Genomic DNA, 16720 nt, shown 5'->3' with positions numbered 1-16720 from the left:
TTGATAGAGAAACAGAGAAGGCTTCGGATAATGCCTCCTTTGCCGAAGCTTGCTCGAGCGAAGGTGCATCCAGTGCACGACGCACTGCGCATCACGGATGCTAGCCTCCGCGCCGGGCGAACGCGTTTGGGTGAGCGCGTTCGTCCGGCTTTTTTTGTGGCGCTTTTTTGCCCCGTCGCGCCTCCGCAGGCTGTGTATACTCAGAGTCCGTCGCGCTTTCCTCTGAGCCATGCTCCATCGGTTTCGCCTCTTCTTCTGTCTCTGCGGGTGCCTCTTCGGGCTTTTCGTAAGTGCCGGTTGCGCCCCTTCGTTCTCCCCGCTCTACCGCGACTTCGACGTCGAGCCATTGACCGACCTGTCCCTCGCGGAGCGCGCGAGCCTCGAAGCGGAAACGACGACGGAGCAGGACGACGTCTACGAGCGGATCCGGATGGCCCTCGCCGAGGCGGGCTGGGACGAAGCGCCTCCCGCCTCCCCCAACGCTGTCTCCACCGAGGGCCGCCAACTCAGTGACTGGGGTTTGTACCGCGTGCTCGTTTCACTCGACGTCGTTCCCATCGGAGATCACCACGTCCGCGTGCTCTTCCATCCGGTCCGCCGGTATTTCACGGGAGGCCGCTCGAAGATTCCCTACCTCAGCAGCGGGCTGCGCCAGGCGCTCCTGCCAGAATTAAACGAGGCGTTCGAAGCGCAGGGGCTCTACCCCATCGGGACGCCTCGTGAGCGCGACGAAGAGGATCTGGACGGAACCTGACGAGAGGCCACGGGTTTAGTGTGCGTCGTTCGGAAAGGGCTCACCACGGTGCGCGACTTCTCTGAGCGGACGTTCTTTTACAATTGGGGATGTTTTGGATTCGACGGAGCGATCGTGCGGCAGGCTGCGTGTCGGGTGGTTCTCAGCACGCCCGTAACCTTCGCTGAGAAAACCAACAACTGCGAACGATTACTCGTACGCGCTGGCGGCGTAAAGCCCCCAGCTGTCTCCTGAAGGGCTCGCTTATTGGACCTTCTTGCAGGCATCGACTTAGATAAGCTAGCTGCCAAGGCTCCGGCTGAGCCGTAGCAGCGAAACTCAATCAGCCTGCGCTCGCGCGGAAGCCCTGTTCGTGGGCATCGCCGCACGAGCAAAGACCTCGAATACGCGGACTACACATGTAGACGCTTGGACTGTAGCTCGCTTCGGACCCGGGTTCGACTCCCGGCATCTCCACACCTGAGGGCGCCCTGTCATTCGCTGGCGGGGCGCCCTTTTTCGTTCAGTCAACCTTTTTCGTTCAGTCAATCGGCTTGAGGTTGGCGACAATCTCTGCGCGACGCGGCTCCAAAAACGGCGGCAGCACGACCTGCTCTCCCAGCGTGGCCGGGTCCTCGTCCACGGCGAAGCCGGGGCCGTCCGTGGCGATCTCGAAGAGGACGCCGCCGGGCTCGCGGAAGTAGAGACTTCGGAAGTAGTACCGGTCCACCTCGCCGCTGTTGGGGACGCCGAGGGTGCGCAGCCGCTCGGCCCACGCGTGGTACTCGGCCTCGTTCGGCGTGCGGAACGCGACGTGGTGGACGCCGCCAGCGCCCGGCCGCGCGGCGGGCGCGTCCGGCTCGACGACCACGTGTAGCTCGGCGTGGGGGCCGCCCGCGCCCATCTCGAAGACGTGGACGGTGCGGCCGTCGTGCTCGAAGGTCCGGGCCGCGCGCATGTTCATCACATGCGTCAGCACGCGCTCCGTGGGCGGGAGTGCCGGCACGCTCATCACGATAGGACCGAGGCCGCGGATCTGGTAATCGGCCGGGACGGGGCTCCGCTCCCACGGGTGAGTCGCGTCGCCCTGCCCCCCGTCGTCGACGAGGGCGAGGCGCTGGCCCTCGGGGTCCTCGAAGTCGACCACGCAGCGACCGTCCCGCTCGGCGATCTCGCCAGCGACGACGCCGTGCTCGACTAATCGGTCGCGCCACCAATCGAGCGCTTCGCGACCGTGCACGCGGAGGTGGGTGCGCGTGATGCTCCGGGTGCCGCGTCGCTCGCGGGGCACGTCCCAGTCGAAGAACGTGAGATCGTTGCCGGGGCTGCCGACGGCGTCGGAATAGAACAGGTGATAGGCGCTGACGTCGTCCTGGTTGACGCTGCGCTTCACGAGACGCATCCCCATCACGTCGGTGTAGAAGCGGTAGTTCGCCCGGATGTCGGCGGAGACGGCGGTGAGATGGTGGATGCCGGTCAGGTCCATGAGAGGCGCGGTCGATGAGGAAGAGTTGCGGCGTAGAATACGGCGGTCGGTCTGCGCGAATGCTGCGTGAGAACGCCGGACGGATCCCTGAGACAGAGTGGATCGTCCGTATCCTCGGACCCCTCCCGCCGACGGTCCCGGCTCTCCTCCCTCCCCTCTCCTCCTTCGCGCATGGCCTCCCGTTCCAGCGGCCTCCTGCTCCACGTCACCTCGCTACCCAGCCCCTTCGGGATCGGCGATTTCGGACCCGGCGCCGTCCGCTTCATCGACACGCTCGCCGAGGCCGGGCAGACCGTTTGGCAAGTGCTCCCGCTGACGCCCGTCGGCCACGGGCACTCGCCCTACGCCAGCCCCTCGACGTTCGCGGGCAACCCGCTCCTCATCAGCCCCGAACGCCTGGCCGACGCGGGCTGGCTGGAGCCGGACGAGCTCGAAGACGCGCCGGACTTCCCCACGGACCACGTCGACTTCGACCGGGTGATCCCGTTCAAGGCGGCCCTACTCAGACGAGCGTTCGAGCGCGCCCGGCAGGTGGGATTCTCCGCCGACTACCGCGCGTTCTGCGCCCGCGAGGCCCACTGGCTCGACGACTACGCCCTCTTCACGGCGCTCAAGGCTCATCACGACGACGTAGCGTGGACCGACTGGCCGGCCCCGCTCGCCCGACGCAACGCCGACGCGCTCGACGCCGCCCGCGCCGAACACGCCGACGCCATCGAGCAGCACCGCTTCGCGCAGTTCGTCTTTGCCGAGCAGTGGGAGGCCCTCCGCGCTCACGCACGCGAGCGCGGCGTGCAGGTCTTCGGCGACCTCCCGATCTACGTCGCTCACGACAGCGCCGACGTGTGGGCCTCGCCGCACCTCTTCCACCTCGACCCCGACGGGCTGCCGACGGCCGTCGCCGGCGTCCCGCCCGATTACTTCAGCGCGACGGGCCAGCGCTGGGGCAACCCGCTCTACCGCTGGGACCGGATGCGGGCGCACGGCTACGCGTGGTGGACCGCCCGGCTCGCCCGCGCCCTCGCCCTCGTGGACCTCGTCCGCCTCGACCACTTCCGCGGCTTCGAAGCCTTCTGGGCCATCCCCGCCGACGAGAAGACCGCCGTTAACGGGCAGTGGGTCGACGGCCCCGGCGCCGACCTCTTCCGCGCGTTCGAGCGCGAGATCGGAACGCCGCTCCCCCTCGTCGCCGAGGACCTCGGCCTCATCACGCCCTCCGTCCGCGCGCTCATGGCGGAGTTCGACCTGCCGGGGATGGTCGTGCTCCAGTTCGCGTTCGGCGACCCGGAGAGCGAGTACCTCCCCCACCACTACCAGCGCGCGCTCGCCGGGTACACAGGCACGCACGACAACGACACCGTCGTCGGCTGGTGGGACGGGCTGGCGGACGCGGACCGTGCCTTCGCCCGCCGCTACCTCGGGCTCGACTGGTCCAGCGAGCCGATCCACTGGGCCGCCGTCCGCGCCGTGATGGCGTCGGTCGTGGAGCGCGCCGTCTTCCCGGTGCAGGACGTGCTCGGGCTGGGCGGCGAGGCCCGGATGAACGTGCCCGGCCGCGAGGACGGCAACTGGGCGTGGCGCTTCGCGTGGGACGCCGTGGACGACGAGACGATCACGCGCCTCCGGGACCTCACCGAGACCTACGGGCGTGCATCTGCCTCCTCTCCTCTGCCCGGCGACGACGCGAAAGCGGACGCCGCGCCGACCTCTCTCTCCGCCACCTCTCCGTCATGAACGCCCCCCTCCGCCTCGGCGCGCTGCCCGAAGGCGACGGCACCCGCTTCCGCGTGTGGGCCCCCGCCGCCGAACACGTCACGCTCGTCCTCGAACCCGAAAACCGTGCGGTCCCGCTCGACCCCGTGAGCGGCGGCTACTTCGAGCACGTCGTCGACAGCGTCAGCGCCGGCCAGCGCTATCGCGTTCGGCTCGACGACGGCGACCCGCTCCCCGACCCGGCCTCGCGGTTCCAGCCCGAGGGCGTGCACGGGCCGTCCGAAGTCGTAAACCCCGAGGCGTTCTCGTGGGGCGATGCGGCCTGGGGCGGCGTGGCGCAGCGCGACCTCGTCTTTTACGAGCTGCACGTCGGCACCTTCACGCCGGAGGGGACGTTCTGCGCCGCGACCGAGCGGCTGGAGTATCTCCGCGACCTCGGCGTGACGGCCGTCGAGTTGATGCCCGTCGCCGACTTCCCCGGCCGGTGGAACTGGGGCTACGACGGCGCCGCGCTCTACGCCCCGAGCCGAGCCTACGGCACGCCCGACGACCTCCGCGCGCTCGTCGACCGCGCCCACGGCCTCGGCCTCGCCGTCTTCCTCGATGCCGTCTACAACCACCTCGGCCCCGACGGCGCGTATCTCGCCGCCTTCGGCCCCGTCTTCACCGACAAGCACCGCACGCCGTGGGGCGACGCCATCAACCTCGACGACGACGGCAGCCGCGGCGTCCGCGACCTCATCCTCGACAACGCGCTCTACTGGCTCCGCGAGTACCACCTCGACGGCCTCCGCCTCGACGCCACGCACGCACTCGTCGACGACAGCGAGCCGCACCTCCTCGCCGAGCTGAGCGAAGCCGTCGCCGCGCTCCCCGGCCCGCGCCGCGTGCTCGTCGCCGAGGACCACCGGAACCTGAACACGCTCCTCCTCCCGCGCCCAGACGGCTTCGGGCTCGACGCCGTCTGGGCCGACGACCTCCACCACCTCGTCCGTAACATCGTCGCCGGGGACACCGAGGGCTATTACGCCGACTTCGCCGACGCGACGACGGCCGACATCGCCGAGACCGTCGAGCGCGGGTGGTTCTACGACGGCCGCCCGAGCAAAACCACCGCGAAGCCGCGCGGCACGAGCGCCGACCCGATCCGCCCCGCGCAGTGCGTCGTCTGCATCCAGAACCACGACCAGATCGGCAACCGCCCGGCGGGCGACCGGCTCCCGGACTCCGTCGAGCCGGCGGCGTACCGGGCGGCGAGCGCGCTCCTCCTCTTCGCGCCCGAGCTGCCGCTCCTCTTCATGGGACAGGAGTGGGCCGCCACCGCGCCGTTCCAGTTCTTCACCGATCACAACGCCGAGCTCGGCCCGCTCGTGAGCGCGGGGAGGAGGTCGGAGTTCGAGGACTTCCCCGGCTTCGGCGGCGCCGTGCCCGACCCGCAGGACGCATCGACGTTCGAGCGGAGCCGGCTCGATTGGGATGAGCGCGAGGCGCCGGGCCACGCCCACACCCTCGCGCTCTACCACGCCCTCCTCGCCCTCCGCCGCGACCTCCCCGACGGCGTCGAAGCCGAAGCCCACGGCGAGCGCGGGCTCCACGTCCGCCGTGGCGCGTACCACCTTCTGCTCTCCTTCGCCGACGACGTCGCGCTCCCGCTGCCGGACGGCGCCGTCGTCCTCCACACCGAGCAGCACGAGTTCGCTGCCGACCCGCTCCCGCCGGAGGTGGCCGACGGCACGCTCCGGTTCACCCGCCCCGGCGCGGTGCTCGTCCGCACCTGACCCCCTGCTTTCCGATCCATCGCTCCGGGACACGTCCCTCCGCTCCAGGACCGAAAAGCTGTCCCCCTTCAAGGGGGACAGCCGCGCGAAGCCTCCTGCGGAGCAGGTGCGAGCGCGGCGGGGGGTCCGCTCCCTCCTCTCACCCTCTCTTCCGTGACCGCTAGTTACCGACTCCAGCTTCAGCCCGACTTCGGCTTCGCCGAGGCCGAGGCGCTCCTGCCCTACCTCGAACGCCTCGGCGTCAGCCACCTCTACCTCTCCCCCGTCACCGAGGCGCGCGAGGGGAGCACGCACGGCTACGACGTCGTCGACCACAACGAGGTGCGCGCGGCGTACGGCGGGCGCGACGGGCTCGACCGCCTGCTCGACGCGGCGGCCGAGCGCGGGCTGGGCGTCATCCTCGACTGGGTCCCGAACCACGCGGGCGTCGGGACGCGGAACGCGGCGTGGCAGGACGTCCTCGCCTACGGCCCCCATTCGCCCCACGCCCGCACCTTCGACGTCGACTGGCGCCCGCTCAAGCCGGAGCTGCGCGGGAAAGTCCACCTCCCGTTCCTCGGGGGACCGTACGGCGAGGCCCTCGACGCGGGCGAGCTGGGGCTGGGCTACGACGACGGCCGGTTCTACGCGACGTACTACGACAACCGCTTCGCCCTCAGCCCCGCGACGTACGCCACGCTCCTCGCCGCCGCGCTCCCCCGCTTCGAGCGGACCGAGGACTACTGGGACCTCAAAGACCTCCTCGACGCCTACGACGGGCTCGAACCCGCCGAGCGCGAGAAGGCCGAGGCCCTCCGCCTCCGCCTCGCCGCCCTCGCCGAGCGCATCGACCTCACCGACTGGGACGAGGCCTTCGCCCCCGGCGAGCTCCACGACCTGCTGGAGCGGCAGTGCTGGCGGCTCTCGCACTGGCGGACGGCCGGCTACGAGATCAACTACCGCCGCTTCTTCGACATCAACGAACTCGTCGGGCTGCGGATGGAGGACGACGACGTGTTCTGGGAGGCCCACCGCCTCCTCGGCGAATTGCTCACGCACGAGGCCGTTGCCGGCGTACGGATCGACCACATCGACGGGCTCTTCGACCCCCACGGCTACCTCGCTCACCTCCGCGAGCTCGGCGCGTCGCAGGTCTGGGTCGAGAAGATCCTCGCCCACGGCGAAACCCTCCCCGAGGACTGGCCCGTCGCCGGGACGACGGGCTACGGGTTCATGAACGACGTGCTGCACCTCCTCCTCCGCCCCGACGCCGAACGCCCGCTCGACCGAACGTGGCGACGGTTCGCGCCCGAGCGCCGGCCGTGGGACCGCGAGGTGCACCGAAGCAAAGTCCTCGTGATGGAGACGAGCCTCTCCAGCGAGCTCTTCCGCCTCGCCTATGAGCTCGACCGGCTCTCCGAGGCCGACTACCACACGCGGGACTTCACGCTCGAAGCACTCCGCGAGGCCCTCGCCGAGACCGTCGCCGCCGTGGACCGGTACCGAACCTACCTCCCCGACTACGACGAGGAAGACGCCCGCGCCGTTATCGAACGGGCCATCCACCGCGCCAAGCAACGCAACCCCGCTTCCGAGTCCACGGTCTACGACTTCATCGCCCGCGTCGCCCTCGGCGAAGTCCGGGACGACCTGCGGGCTGCGCAGCGCGGCTGGGTCGGCCGGTTCCAGCAGTACACGGCGCCCGTCATGGCGAAGGGCGTCGAGGACACGGCGTTCTACCGCTACCACCGGCTGACGGGGCTCAACGAGGTCGGCGGCGAGCCCGCCGAGTTCGCCCTCGCGCCCGAGGCGTTCCACGCCCACGCCCGCTTCCGCGCCCTCCGCTACCCCGACGGCCTGATCGCCACGGCCACGCACGACCACAAGCGCGGCGAGGACACGCGGATGCGGCTCGTCGCCCTCGCCGAAGTCTCCGACCGTTGGGACGAGACGCTCGCCGTCCTCGACGACATCGGGCAGCGATACCGGGGCGAGCACGGCCCGCTGCCGACGCACGCCTACCTCTTCTTCCAGACCCTCGCCGCGCTCTGGCACGGCGCCGACCACGCGACGCTCGCCGACCGCCTCGCCGACTACCTCCAGAAAGCCGCCCGCGAGAGCAAGCTCCGCACGAGCTGGATCAACCCGAACGAGCCGTACGAGGCCGACCTCGACGCCTTCGTGCGCGGCGTCACCACCGACGAGCGGACGTCCGACGCGCTCGACGCCTTCGCCGCCGAGCTCGCCCGCCTCGGCTTCTTCCACACCCTCAGCCAGACCGTCCTCAAGCTGACGACGCCCGGCGTCCCCGATTTCTACCAAGGCACCGAGCTCCTCGACCTCTCGCTCGTGGACCCCGACAACCGCCGGCCCGTCGACTACGACCACCGCGCCGCCCTCCTCGACACGTTCGCCGACACGCTCGCCTCGCCCGACAGCCTGGCCCGATCCGTCGGGGCCGACGCGCTCCGAGACCTCGTGGACGGGCAGGACGAGCGCGTCAAGCTCTTCGTCACCGCGCGCCTCCTCCGCCTCCGCCGTGCACACCCTGATTTGTTCGCCGGCGACTACCGCGCGCTCGAACCCGAGGGTGAGGGCGCCGAGCACTGGATCGCCTACGCCCGCGAGACGGAAGACGACGCGCTCGTCGTGCTCGTCCCCCGCTTCCCCGCCACCTTCGCCGATGCTGGCCCCGCTACGATTCCCCTGCCAGATGCGTGGGCGGGCTGGACGTGGACGGAATGGCTGACCGGCGCGAGGGTCGGGCCTGCGGCGACGCTCGACGCCGGGGCGACACCGCTGCCGTGGGCCGTGCTGAAGCGTTCCGATCCGTAGCGCCATCCCGTAGAGACACCCCGCCCGAGGCGTCTCTACCGTCGGTTCGGCCGTGGCGCTCAGGTCAGGACGGCGCGGAGGACGAGGATGGAATGCGCGTCGAGCGCCGCCGGCTCGTCGGCCTCGAACGAGGTCTGCTCAACCTCGTCGAAGGGCTCGACGGTTTCCCAGCGCACCGGGTTGCCGGCCTCTTCGGCGGGGAGGTGGAGCGTGATGGGCTCGGCGCTCTTGTTGAAGAGGAGGAGGAACGTGTCGTCGCTCCGGCGCTCGCCGCGGGCGTTGACGCCGCGAATGCGGTCGCCGCGGAGCAGCATCCCGAAGGCCTTGAGCCCGTTGCGGTCCCAGTCCTCGGGCGACATCTCGCGGCCGTCCGGGTGCCACCAGAGCGCGTCGCGGACGCCGTGCTCGTCGGGCCGTCCGTTGAGGAAGTGGCGGCGGCGGAACGAGGCGTGGGCCTTGCGGAAGGCGATCGTCTCGCAGACGAAGTCGAGGAATTCCTGCTCGCGCTCGTCGAGGTCCCAGTCGTACCAGTTGAGCTCGTTGTCCTGGCAGTACGTGTTATTGTTGCCCGCCTGCGTGCGCGAGAGTTCGTCGCCGCCCAAGAGCATCGGGACGCCCTGCGCGAGGAAGAGCGTGCCGACGAGGGCGCGCTTGAGCCGCTCGCGGCAGTCGAGCACCGCGTCGTCGTCCGTCGGCCCGTCGACGCCGCAGTTCGTGGAGTAGTTCGGCTCGTGGCCGTCGCGGTTCTCCTCGCCGTTGGCCCAGTTGTTCTTCTCGTCGTACGAGACGAGGTCCTCGATCGTGAATCCGTCGTGGGCCGTGATGAAGTTGATCGAGGCGAAGGGGCGGCGGCCGGAGCGCTCGTAGAGGTCCGACGAGCCGGCCATCCGCGTGGCGAATTCGCCCTTGAGCCCGGAGTCGCCGCGCCAGAACTGGCGGACGGTGTCGCGGAAGCGGCCGTTCCACTCGGCCCACTGCCACGGGAAGCTGCCGACCTGGTAGCCGCCGGGCCCGACGTCCCACGGCTCGGCGATGAGCTTGACGCGGTTGAGCACGGGGTCCTGCTGGATCACCTGGAAGAACGACGCCAGCATGTCCACGTCGAACAGCTCGCGGGCGAGGGCCGCGGCGAGGTCGAAGCGGAAGCCGTCGACGTGCATCTCCGTCACCCAGTAGCGGAGGCTGTCGGTGATCATCTGGAGCACGTACGGGTTGCCGACGTCGAGCGTGTTGCCCGTCCCCGTGTAATCCATCAGATAGCGCGGCTCGGCCGGGTTCGCCTTGTAGTAGCCGACGTTGTCGATGCCGCGCCACGAGAGCGTCGGGCCGAGGCGGCTCCCCTCGGCCGTGTGGTTGTAGACGACGTCGATGATGACTTCGAGGCCGGCGGCGTGGAGGGCGCGGACCATCATCTTGAACTCGCGCACGCCCGTGATAGCGCCCTCGGTGCAGTAGTCCGGCTCGGGCGCGAAGAAGTTGAGCGTGTTGTAGCCCCAGTAGTTGGCAAGGTCCATGTCCACGAGGCGACGGTCGTGGAGCTTGGCGTGGACGGGGAGGAGCTGGACCGTCGTCACGCCGAGGCGGCGGAGGTGATCGAGGATGGGGTCGGAGGCCATGCCGAGGTACGTCCCGCGGAACTCCTCGGGGACGTCGGGGTGACGCATCGAGATGCCCTTGACGTGGGTCTCGTAGATGATCGTGTTCTCCCACGGCACTTGAGGCAGCCGGTCGTCCCCCCACTCGAACCGGTCCTCGACGACGGCGCCGAGCGGGGCGAACGGCGCGCTGTCGCGCTCGTCGAAGCTGAGGTCCTCTTTCGGGTCGCCGATCTTGTAGCCGAAGAGGCTGTCGTCCCACTGAACGGGGCGGCCGACGCCCTTCGCGTAGGGGTCGAGGAGGACCTTGTTGGGGTTGAAGCGGAGCCCTTCCTCGGGGCGGTACGGGCCGTGGACGCGGTAGCCGTAGAGCTGGCCCGGCCGGATGCCGCGGAGGTAGCCGTGCCACACCGGCCCCGTCCGCTCGCTGAGGTCGACGACGGCGCTCGGCGCCTCGTCGTGCGGGCTGTCGAAGAGGACGAGCTCGACGCGCTCGGCGCGCTCGCTGTAGAGCGTGAAGTTGACGCCGAGGCCGTCCCACGTCGCGCCGAGCGGGTAGGGCTTGCCGGGGAGGACGCGGGGGCGGCGGTCGAGGGCGATGGAGGCGGGGCGCGGGGCCTCCGCCGTAGTGTCGCTGGGGGTCACGGGAAGGGGGGTCAGCCGGTGGGAAAGCGGGAGCGGGACCCGCGGTGCGGGCCGTGACACGCCGGAGCGGGCGGTCGGTTCGCGCGGAGAGGGGACGAGGCGCGGTGGATAATACGCCGGACGGTTCCCCGGCCGCTCCCCCTCTGTATCGGCAGGGTCGCCCCTTCGCTGAATCGCGAACGACGGGCGGCGAGTCGCCGCTATCGGATCCTTTCTCCGCCCGCCCGATTGAACAGAGTAGCCGACGGCGTACCCGCTCCGCCCCGGTGCTCACCCCTCTCCCCCCGCTTCTCCCTCGCCGATGCACGCTCCTCACCCTGCGGCTGCGCCTTCCCCCGAGACGACCTCCCTCAAACCCTCGCCCGCCCCCGAAAGCTGGTCCCGCGTCGTCCTCGCCACCCTCACCCCACGCATCGACGGGGGCCGGTGGCCGATCCAGCGCTCCGTCGGAGAAGAGGTCGAAGTCGTCGCCGGGGCCATCGTCGACGGGCACGAGAAGCTGGCTGTCGAGCTGCAGTGGCACTACGAGGGCGAGGGCGAGGACGCCGTGCACACGGCGCCGATGCCGCTCCGCTACAACGACGAGTACGTCGCGAGCTTCCGCGTCGAGCGGCTCGGGCGCTACCGCTACAACGTGCGCGCGTGGCTCGACCAGTTCGGGACGTGGCAGGACCAGTTCCGCCGCCGCGTCGAGGGCGCCGTGCCGAAAAAGGAACTCGACACCGAGCTCCTCGATGGGGCCGCCCTCCTCCGCCGCGCCGCCGCGCACGCCGACGCCGACGACCGCAAGCGCCTCGAGCACTACGCGAAGCGGTTCGAGAAGGGCGAGGCTGAGGCTGCGCTCAAGACCGAAGTGATCGAGCTCGTACGGGCGAACGACCCCGCCGAGGGCGCCGTCGAAAGCGGCTGGCTCGGCGTCCGCGTCGACCCCGAGCTCGCCCGCTTCGGCGCGTGGTACGAGTTCTTCCCCCGCTCCGCCGCCGACCTCGGCGAAGACGGGAAGCCCCGTCACGGCACGCTCGACGACGCGGCGGCGCGGCTCCCGCGTGTCCACGACCTCGGCTTCGACATCGTCTACCTCCCGCCCGTCCACCCGATCGGCACGCAGTTCCGCAAGGGGAAGGACAACGCGCCCACCGCGAAGCCCGGCGAGCCCGGCAGCCCGTGGGCGATCGGGAGTAAAGACGGCGGACACAAAGCCGTCGCGCCCGAGCTCGGCGGGATGCCGGCGTTCGAGCGCTTCGTGGCGAAGGCCGACGAGCTCGGGCTCAAGGTCGCGCTCGACATCGCGTTCCAGACCTCGCCCGACCACCCGTACGTGAAAGAGCACGCTGGGTGGTTCCGCCACCGGCCCGACGGCACGATCCGCTACGCCGAGAACCCGCCGAAGAAATACCAGGACGTCTACCCGCTCGACTTCGAGACCGAGGACTGGCGCGCGCTCTGGGACGAGCTGAAGTCCGTGTTCGAGTTCTGGATCGACAAAGGCGTCCGCGTCTTCCGCGTGGACAACCCGCACACGAAGCCGTTCGCGTTCTGGGAGTGGTGCATCGGCGAGCTGCGGGCCGAACATCCCGACCTCATCTTCCTCGCCGAGGCGTTCGCCAAGCCGCGGACGATGTACACCCTCGCCAAGCTCGGCTTCAACAACTCGTACACCTACTTCGCGTGGCGCAACACGAAGGATGAGCTGCAGGAATACGGCGAGGAGCTGTTCCAGACCGAGATCGGCGAGTACTACCGGCCCAACTTCTGGCCGAACACGCCCGACATCCTCACCGACTATCTCGCCCACGGCGGGCGCCCGGCCCACGTCGTCCGCTTCGTCCTCGCCGCCACGATGTCGTCGGCGTACGGGCTCTACGGGCCGCCGTTCGAGCACGTCGAGGCGGACCAGCACCCGAAGCGGGAGGAGTACAGCGACAACGAGAAGTACGAGGTCCGCCACTGGAACTGGCAGGACCCGACGAGCCTCCAGCCCCTCCTCAAACGCGTCAACCGGGTCCGCCGCGAGAACCGCGCGCTCCAGTTCATGCGCAACCTCCGGTTCATCCCGACGGACAACCCGCACCTCCTCGCCTACTACAAAGAGGCCCCGCCCGAGCCCGGCGGCGAGAACCCGCCGAACCTCGTCCTCTGCGTCGTCAACCTCGACCCGTACAACACGCAGGCCGGGTGGCTGACGCTCCCGCTCCACGTGTGGGGCATGGACGCGCACCGGCCCTTCGAGGTCCACGATGTCCTCGGCGGCGAGCGCTACACGTGGCACGGCGCGAGCAACTACGTCGAGCTCCACCCGCACACGCTTCCCGCGCACATCTTCCGGATCGAGCGCCGCGCCCGCACCGAGCGCGACTTCGAAGTCCGCGCCTGAAGCCGCCCCGGTCGATGCCAGCCCCGCTGACGCAGGGGCACGATGCATCGTGCCCCTACCGCCGCTCTACCGCCTGACCCGCTCCGCCTGACCGCCCGTTTCCCCTTCCGCCCCGTACAGACGCAGCATGCTGCGTCTCTACCACTCTCCTCTATGCCGACCGACTTCCTCACGGATCCCCTCTGGTACAAAGACGCCGTCATCTACGAGCTCCACGTCCGCTCGTTCTTCGACTCGGACGACGACGGCTACGGCGACTTCGCCGGCCTCCGCGCGAAGCTCCCCTACCTCGAACGGCTCGGCGTCAACACCCTCTGGCTCCTCCCCTTCCTCCAGTCGCCCCTCCGCGACGACGGCTACGACACCGCCGACTACTACAAGGTCCTCCCCGTCCACGGCGACCTCGACGACTTCAAGGCGTTCCTCGACGAGGCGCACGAGCGCGGGATGCGCGTCATCACCGAGCTCGTGCTCAACCACACCTCGGACCAGCACCCGTGGTTTCAGGAGGCCCGCGACCCCGAGAGTGACAAGCACGACTGGTACGTCTGGAGCGAGACGGCCGACAAGTACCCCGAGGTCCGCATCATCTTCACCGACACCGAGGTCTCGAACTGGTCGTGGGACCAGAAGGCGCAGAAGTACTACTGGCACCGGTTCTTCTCCCATCAGCCCGACCTCAACTACGACAACCCCGAGGTCCGCGAGACCATGCGGGAGGTGATGTTCTTCTGGTTCGACATGGGCGTGGACGGGCTCCGACTCGATGCCGTGCCCTACCTCTTCGAGCGCGAGGGGACGACGAGCGAGAACCTCCCCGAAACCATCGACTACATCGTCGAGCTGCGGCAGGCGGTCGAGGAGCGGTACGGGCCGGGGAAGGTGCTCCTCGCCGAGGCGAACCAGTGGCCCGAGGACACGCTGCCCTACTTCGCCGACGGCCAGGGCGTGCAGATGTCGTTTAACTTCCCCATCATGCCGCGGCTCTACATGGCGCTCCGCCGCGAGAACCGCCGCCCGCTCGTCGAGATGCTGGAGCTCACGGCGGACATCCCCGAGGACGCGCAGTGGGCCATCTTCCTCCGCAACCACGACGAGCTCACGCTCGAGATGGTGACGGACGAGGAGCGGGACTACATGTGGAACGAGTACGCCTCCGACCCCCGCTTCCGCATCAACGTCGGCATCCGCCGCCGGCTCGCCCCGCTCCTCGGCGGCGACCGGAACCAGATCGAGCTGCTCAACGCCCTCCTCCTCTCGCTCCCCGGCTCGCCGGTACTATACTACGGCGACGAGATCGGCATGGGCGACGACCCCTTCCTCGGCGACCGCAACGGCGTCCGCACGCCGATGCAGTGGAGCCCAGACAAGAACGGCGGCTTCAGCCGCGCCCCGCACCACCGCCTCTTCATGCCGACGATCGGGAAGGGGCTCTACGCCTACGAGTTCGTGAACGCCGAGGACGCCGAGGCCAACCCGCACAGCCTCCTCCACTTCACGCGGCGGATGCTCGGCCTCCGCAAGCACTACGCCCAAGCCTTCGGGCGCGGCACGATGCGGACGATCCCGCTCGAGAACGAGGCCGTGCTCGCGTTCGTCCGCGAATACGAGGGGCCGGAAGGCCACCAGCGCGTGCTCGTCGTGGCGAACCTCTCCCGCTTCACGCAGTCCTCCCTCCTGCCGCCGGACGCGGACCTGCAGGGGCTCGTGCCGGTCGAGCTCATGAGCCAGTCGCCGTTCCCCGCGATCGGCGAGGAGCCCTACCACCTCCCGATCGGGCCGCACCGGTTCTACTGGTTCGCCCTCGTGCCGGAGGAGGAGGTCAAGCGGGAGACGCGGAAGGCGATCGGGCCGCGGGCCGAGGGAGACGAACGCGAAATCCCCGTCCTCCGCGTCACGGAGGGGCTGGAGAACCTGCTCGTCCACACCCTCGCGTCGGGCGGCGGGATGGAGCGGCTCGAAGCGCTCCTGCCGGCATACGTCGGCAGCCAGCGGTGGTTCGGGGCGAAGGCCGAGGGCGAGGTCCGCGTCGAGGTCGCCGACGCCGTCCGTATCCAGGCCCGGCCGCGCCCGGTCTACCTCTCGCTCCTGCGCGTGGGCACCGGCGAGCGCACCGACACCTACCTCCTCCCCCTCGCCACGGCCTCCGGCGCCGACGCCGAGGCCGTGCTCGCCTCGCACCCCGCCGCCGCGCTCGCGTGGGTGGACGGCCCCGACGGCCGCGTCCTCCTCTGCGACGCGACGGCCCTCGCGGACTTCTGGACGAGCCTCTTCAACTGGTGGCAGCGGGGCGGGAAGGGCCGATCCCTCCGCGGGGTCTACGCGGGTGAGATGGACGACGCGCTCCGCGGCGCGGTCGCCGTCGAGGCCAGCCCGCTCTCCGGCGAGCAGTCGAACTCCGCCGCCCTCGTCGACACCGACGACGGCCGCCGCCTCTTCGTCAAGCTCTACCGCCGGCTCGAAGCCGGCGTCAACCCCGAGGTCGAACTCCTCGGCCACCTCACGCGCGTCGGCTTCCGCTTCGTACCGCCCCTCCTCGGGACGGCCACGTTCCGGCGCGGCGACGTGGCCTACGCGATGGGCGTCGTGCAGCAGGCGCTCGACGTCGAGGCCGACGGCTGGGCCTACGCCGTAGAGAAGGTCGGGCAGTATTACAGCCGCGTCGCCGACCTCCCGCTCTCCAGCTTCGAAGCGCCGGTCAACTCCGAGACCGGGCTGCCGGGCTGGCTCGAAGACGCCGCGCCCGAGATGATCGAGCTCGCCCGGACGCTCGGTGTCCGCACCGCCGAGATGCACCTCGCCCTCGCCGAAGCCGAGGCCGACGCGCTCGCCCCGCGCGAGGGCAGCCCCGACGACACCGCCGCGCTCATCGCCCGCATCCGAAGCGAGGCCGAGCGGACGCGCGAGATGCTCGGCGCCCACGGCGAAGACCTCGGCGAGCTTCCCACCGACGCCGAGTGGGACCGCGCCCTCGACAGCCTCGACGCCCTCCGCGAGAGCGAGGTGACGCGCCAGAAGATCCGCATCCACGGCGACTACCACCTCGGCCAGACCGTCTTCGCCGACGGCGAGTTCTACATCCTCGACTTCGAGGGCGAGCCCGCGCGGACCGTCGCCGAGCGGCGGCGGCACGACTACGCGCTCCGCGACGTGGCCGGCATGCTCCGCTCCCTCGCCTACGCTACGTATGCCCCCCTCGCCACCAGCCTGCCCCACGCCAACGGCGGTGCCGACGGAGCCCACGACGGCGACAGCCCCCTCGGCCCGTGGGCCGAGCAGCTCGTCCACTGGTGCGACCTCACCTTCGCCGACGCCTACCTCCGCACGGCCGAGGACGCCGACTTCCTCCTCCCGCGTGGCGTCCGCCGCCCCTTCCTCTGGGCCTACCTCCTCGACAAAGCGCTCTACGAGGTCCGTTACGAGCTGAACCACCGCCCCACATGGGCGTGGCTCCCGCTCCACACCCTCCTCCGCCTCGTCCGCGAGCCCGCCGAAGTCGCCTTCCTCGAACAGAACAGCTAGAGCGTGTTATGAACGCAGGTGAGTCGAACCCAGCGAGCGCGTTCAGATCGCGTCCCTCCC

At 70.0% G+C, this 16720-nt stretch carries 8 protein-coding genes and 1 other RNA gene; 7 read left to right on the top strand and 2 right to left on the bottom strand.

Annotated elements, in window-relative coordinates:
* The first annotated feature begins 229 nt into the window (after positions 1 to 229).
* Both ABJF88_04765 and ssrA read left to right on the top strand, forming a co-directional pair.
* On the top strand, positions 230 to 754 hold the full coding sequence (locus ABJF88_04765; GenBank protein MEP0546221.1) for a hypothetical protein: 525 nt from the start codon (positions 230 to 232) through the stop codon (positions 752 to 754).
* Positions 755 to 839: 85 nt separating this feature from the next.
* Positions 840 to 1213: a transfer-messenger RNA gene (ssrA, locus tag ABJF88_04760) on the top strand.
* A gap of 61 nt (positions 1214 to 1274) precedes the next feature.
* Here the strand turns inward: ssrA and ABJF88_04755 are convergent.
* Entirely contained in the window at positions 1275 to 2219 is a 945-nt protein-coding gene (locus tag ABJF88_04755) for a ring-cleaving dioxygenase (protein MEP0546220.1), read from the bottom strand.
* A 171-nt stretch (positions 2220 to 2390) separates the two neighbouring features.
* Here ABJF88_04755 and malQ point away from each other — a divergent pair, with 171 nt between their 5' ends.
* The 3 genes from malQ (at position 2391) to treY (ending at position 8524) form a co-directional block, all read left to right on the top strand.
* On the top strand, positions 2391 to 3953 hold the full coding sequence (gene malQ, locus ABJF88_04750) for a 4-alpha-glucanotransferase (GenBank protein MEP0546219.1): 1563 nt from the start codon (positions 2391 to 2393) through the stop codon (positions 3951 to 3953).
* Positions 3950 to 5710, top strand: coding sequence for a malto-oligosyltrehalose trehalohydrolase (treZ, locus tag ABJF88_04745; GenBank protein ID MEP0546218.1), 1761 nt, complete (start codon positions 3950 to 3952; stop codon positions 5708 to 5710). Before malQ ends, treZ begins: the two co-directional genes overlap by 4 nt.
* Before the next feature lie 153 nt (positions 5711 to 5863).
* A complete protein-coding gene (gene treY, locus ABJF88_04740; protein ID MEP0546217.1) occupies positions 5864 to 8524 on the top strand; it encodes a malto-oligosyltrehalose synthase in 2661 nt (886 codons plus the stop codon).
* Between the two features lie 59 nt (positions 8525 to 8583).
* Here treY and glgX read toward each other — a convergent pair whose 3' ends face one another.
* Complete coding sequence (gene glgX / locus ABJF88_04735) at positions 8584 to 10719, bottom strand: glycogen debranching protein GlgX (protein ID MEP0546216.1); 2136 nt, start codon at positions 10717 to 10719, stop codon at positions 8584 to 8586.
* A gap of 346 nt (positions 10720 to 11065) precedes the next feature.
* Between glgX and ABJF88_04730 the strand changes: the two genes are divergently transcribed.
* Together ABJF88_04730 and treS are read left to right on the top strand one after the other, a co-directional pair.
* Entirely contained in the window at positions 11066 to 13138 is a 2073-nt protein-coding gene (locus ABJF88_04730) for a maltotransferase domain-containing protein (protein ID MEP0546215.1), read from the top strand.
* Between the two features lie 153 nt (positions 13139 to 13291).
* Positions 13292 to 16660, top strand: coding sequence for a maltose alpha-D-glucosyltransferase (treS, locus tag ABJF88_04725; protein MEP0546214.1), 3369 nt, complete (start codon positions 13292 to 13294; stop codon positions 16658 to 16660).
* Positions 16661 to 16720 lie beyond the last annotated feature (60 nt).

The organism is Rhodothermales bacterium, from assembly GCA_039944855.1.
Classification (GTDB): domain Bacteria; phylum Bacteroidota; class Rhodothermia; order Rhodothermales; family JANQRZ01; genus JBBSMX01.
Note: the sequence above shows the minus strand (reverse complement) of the source record. Positions and strands in the feature narration are given on the sequence as shown.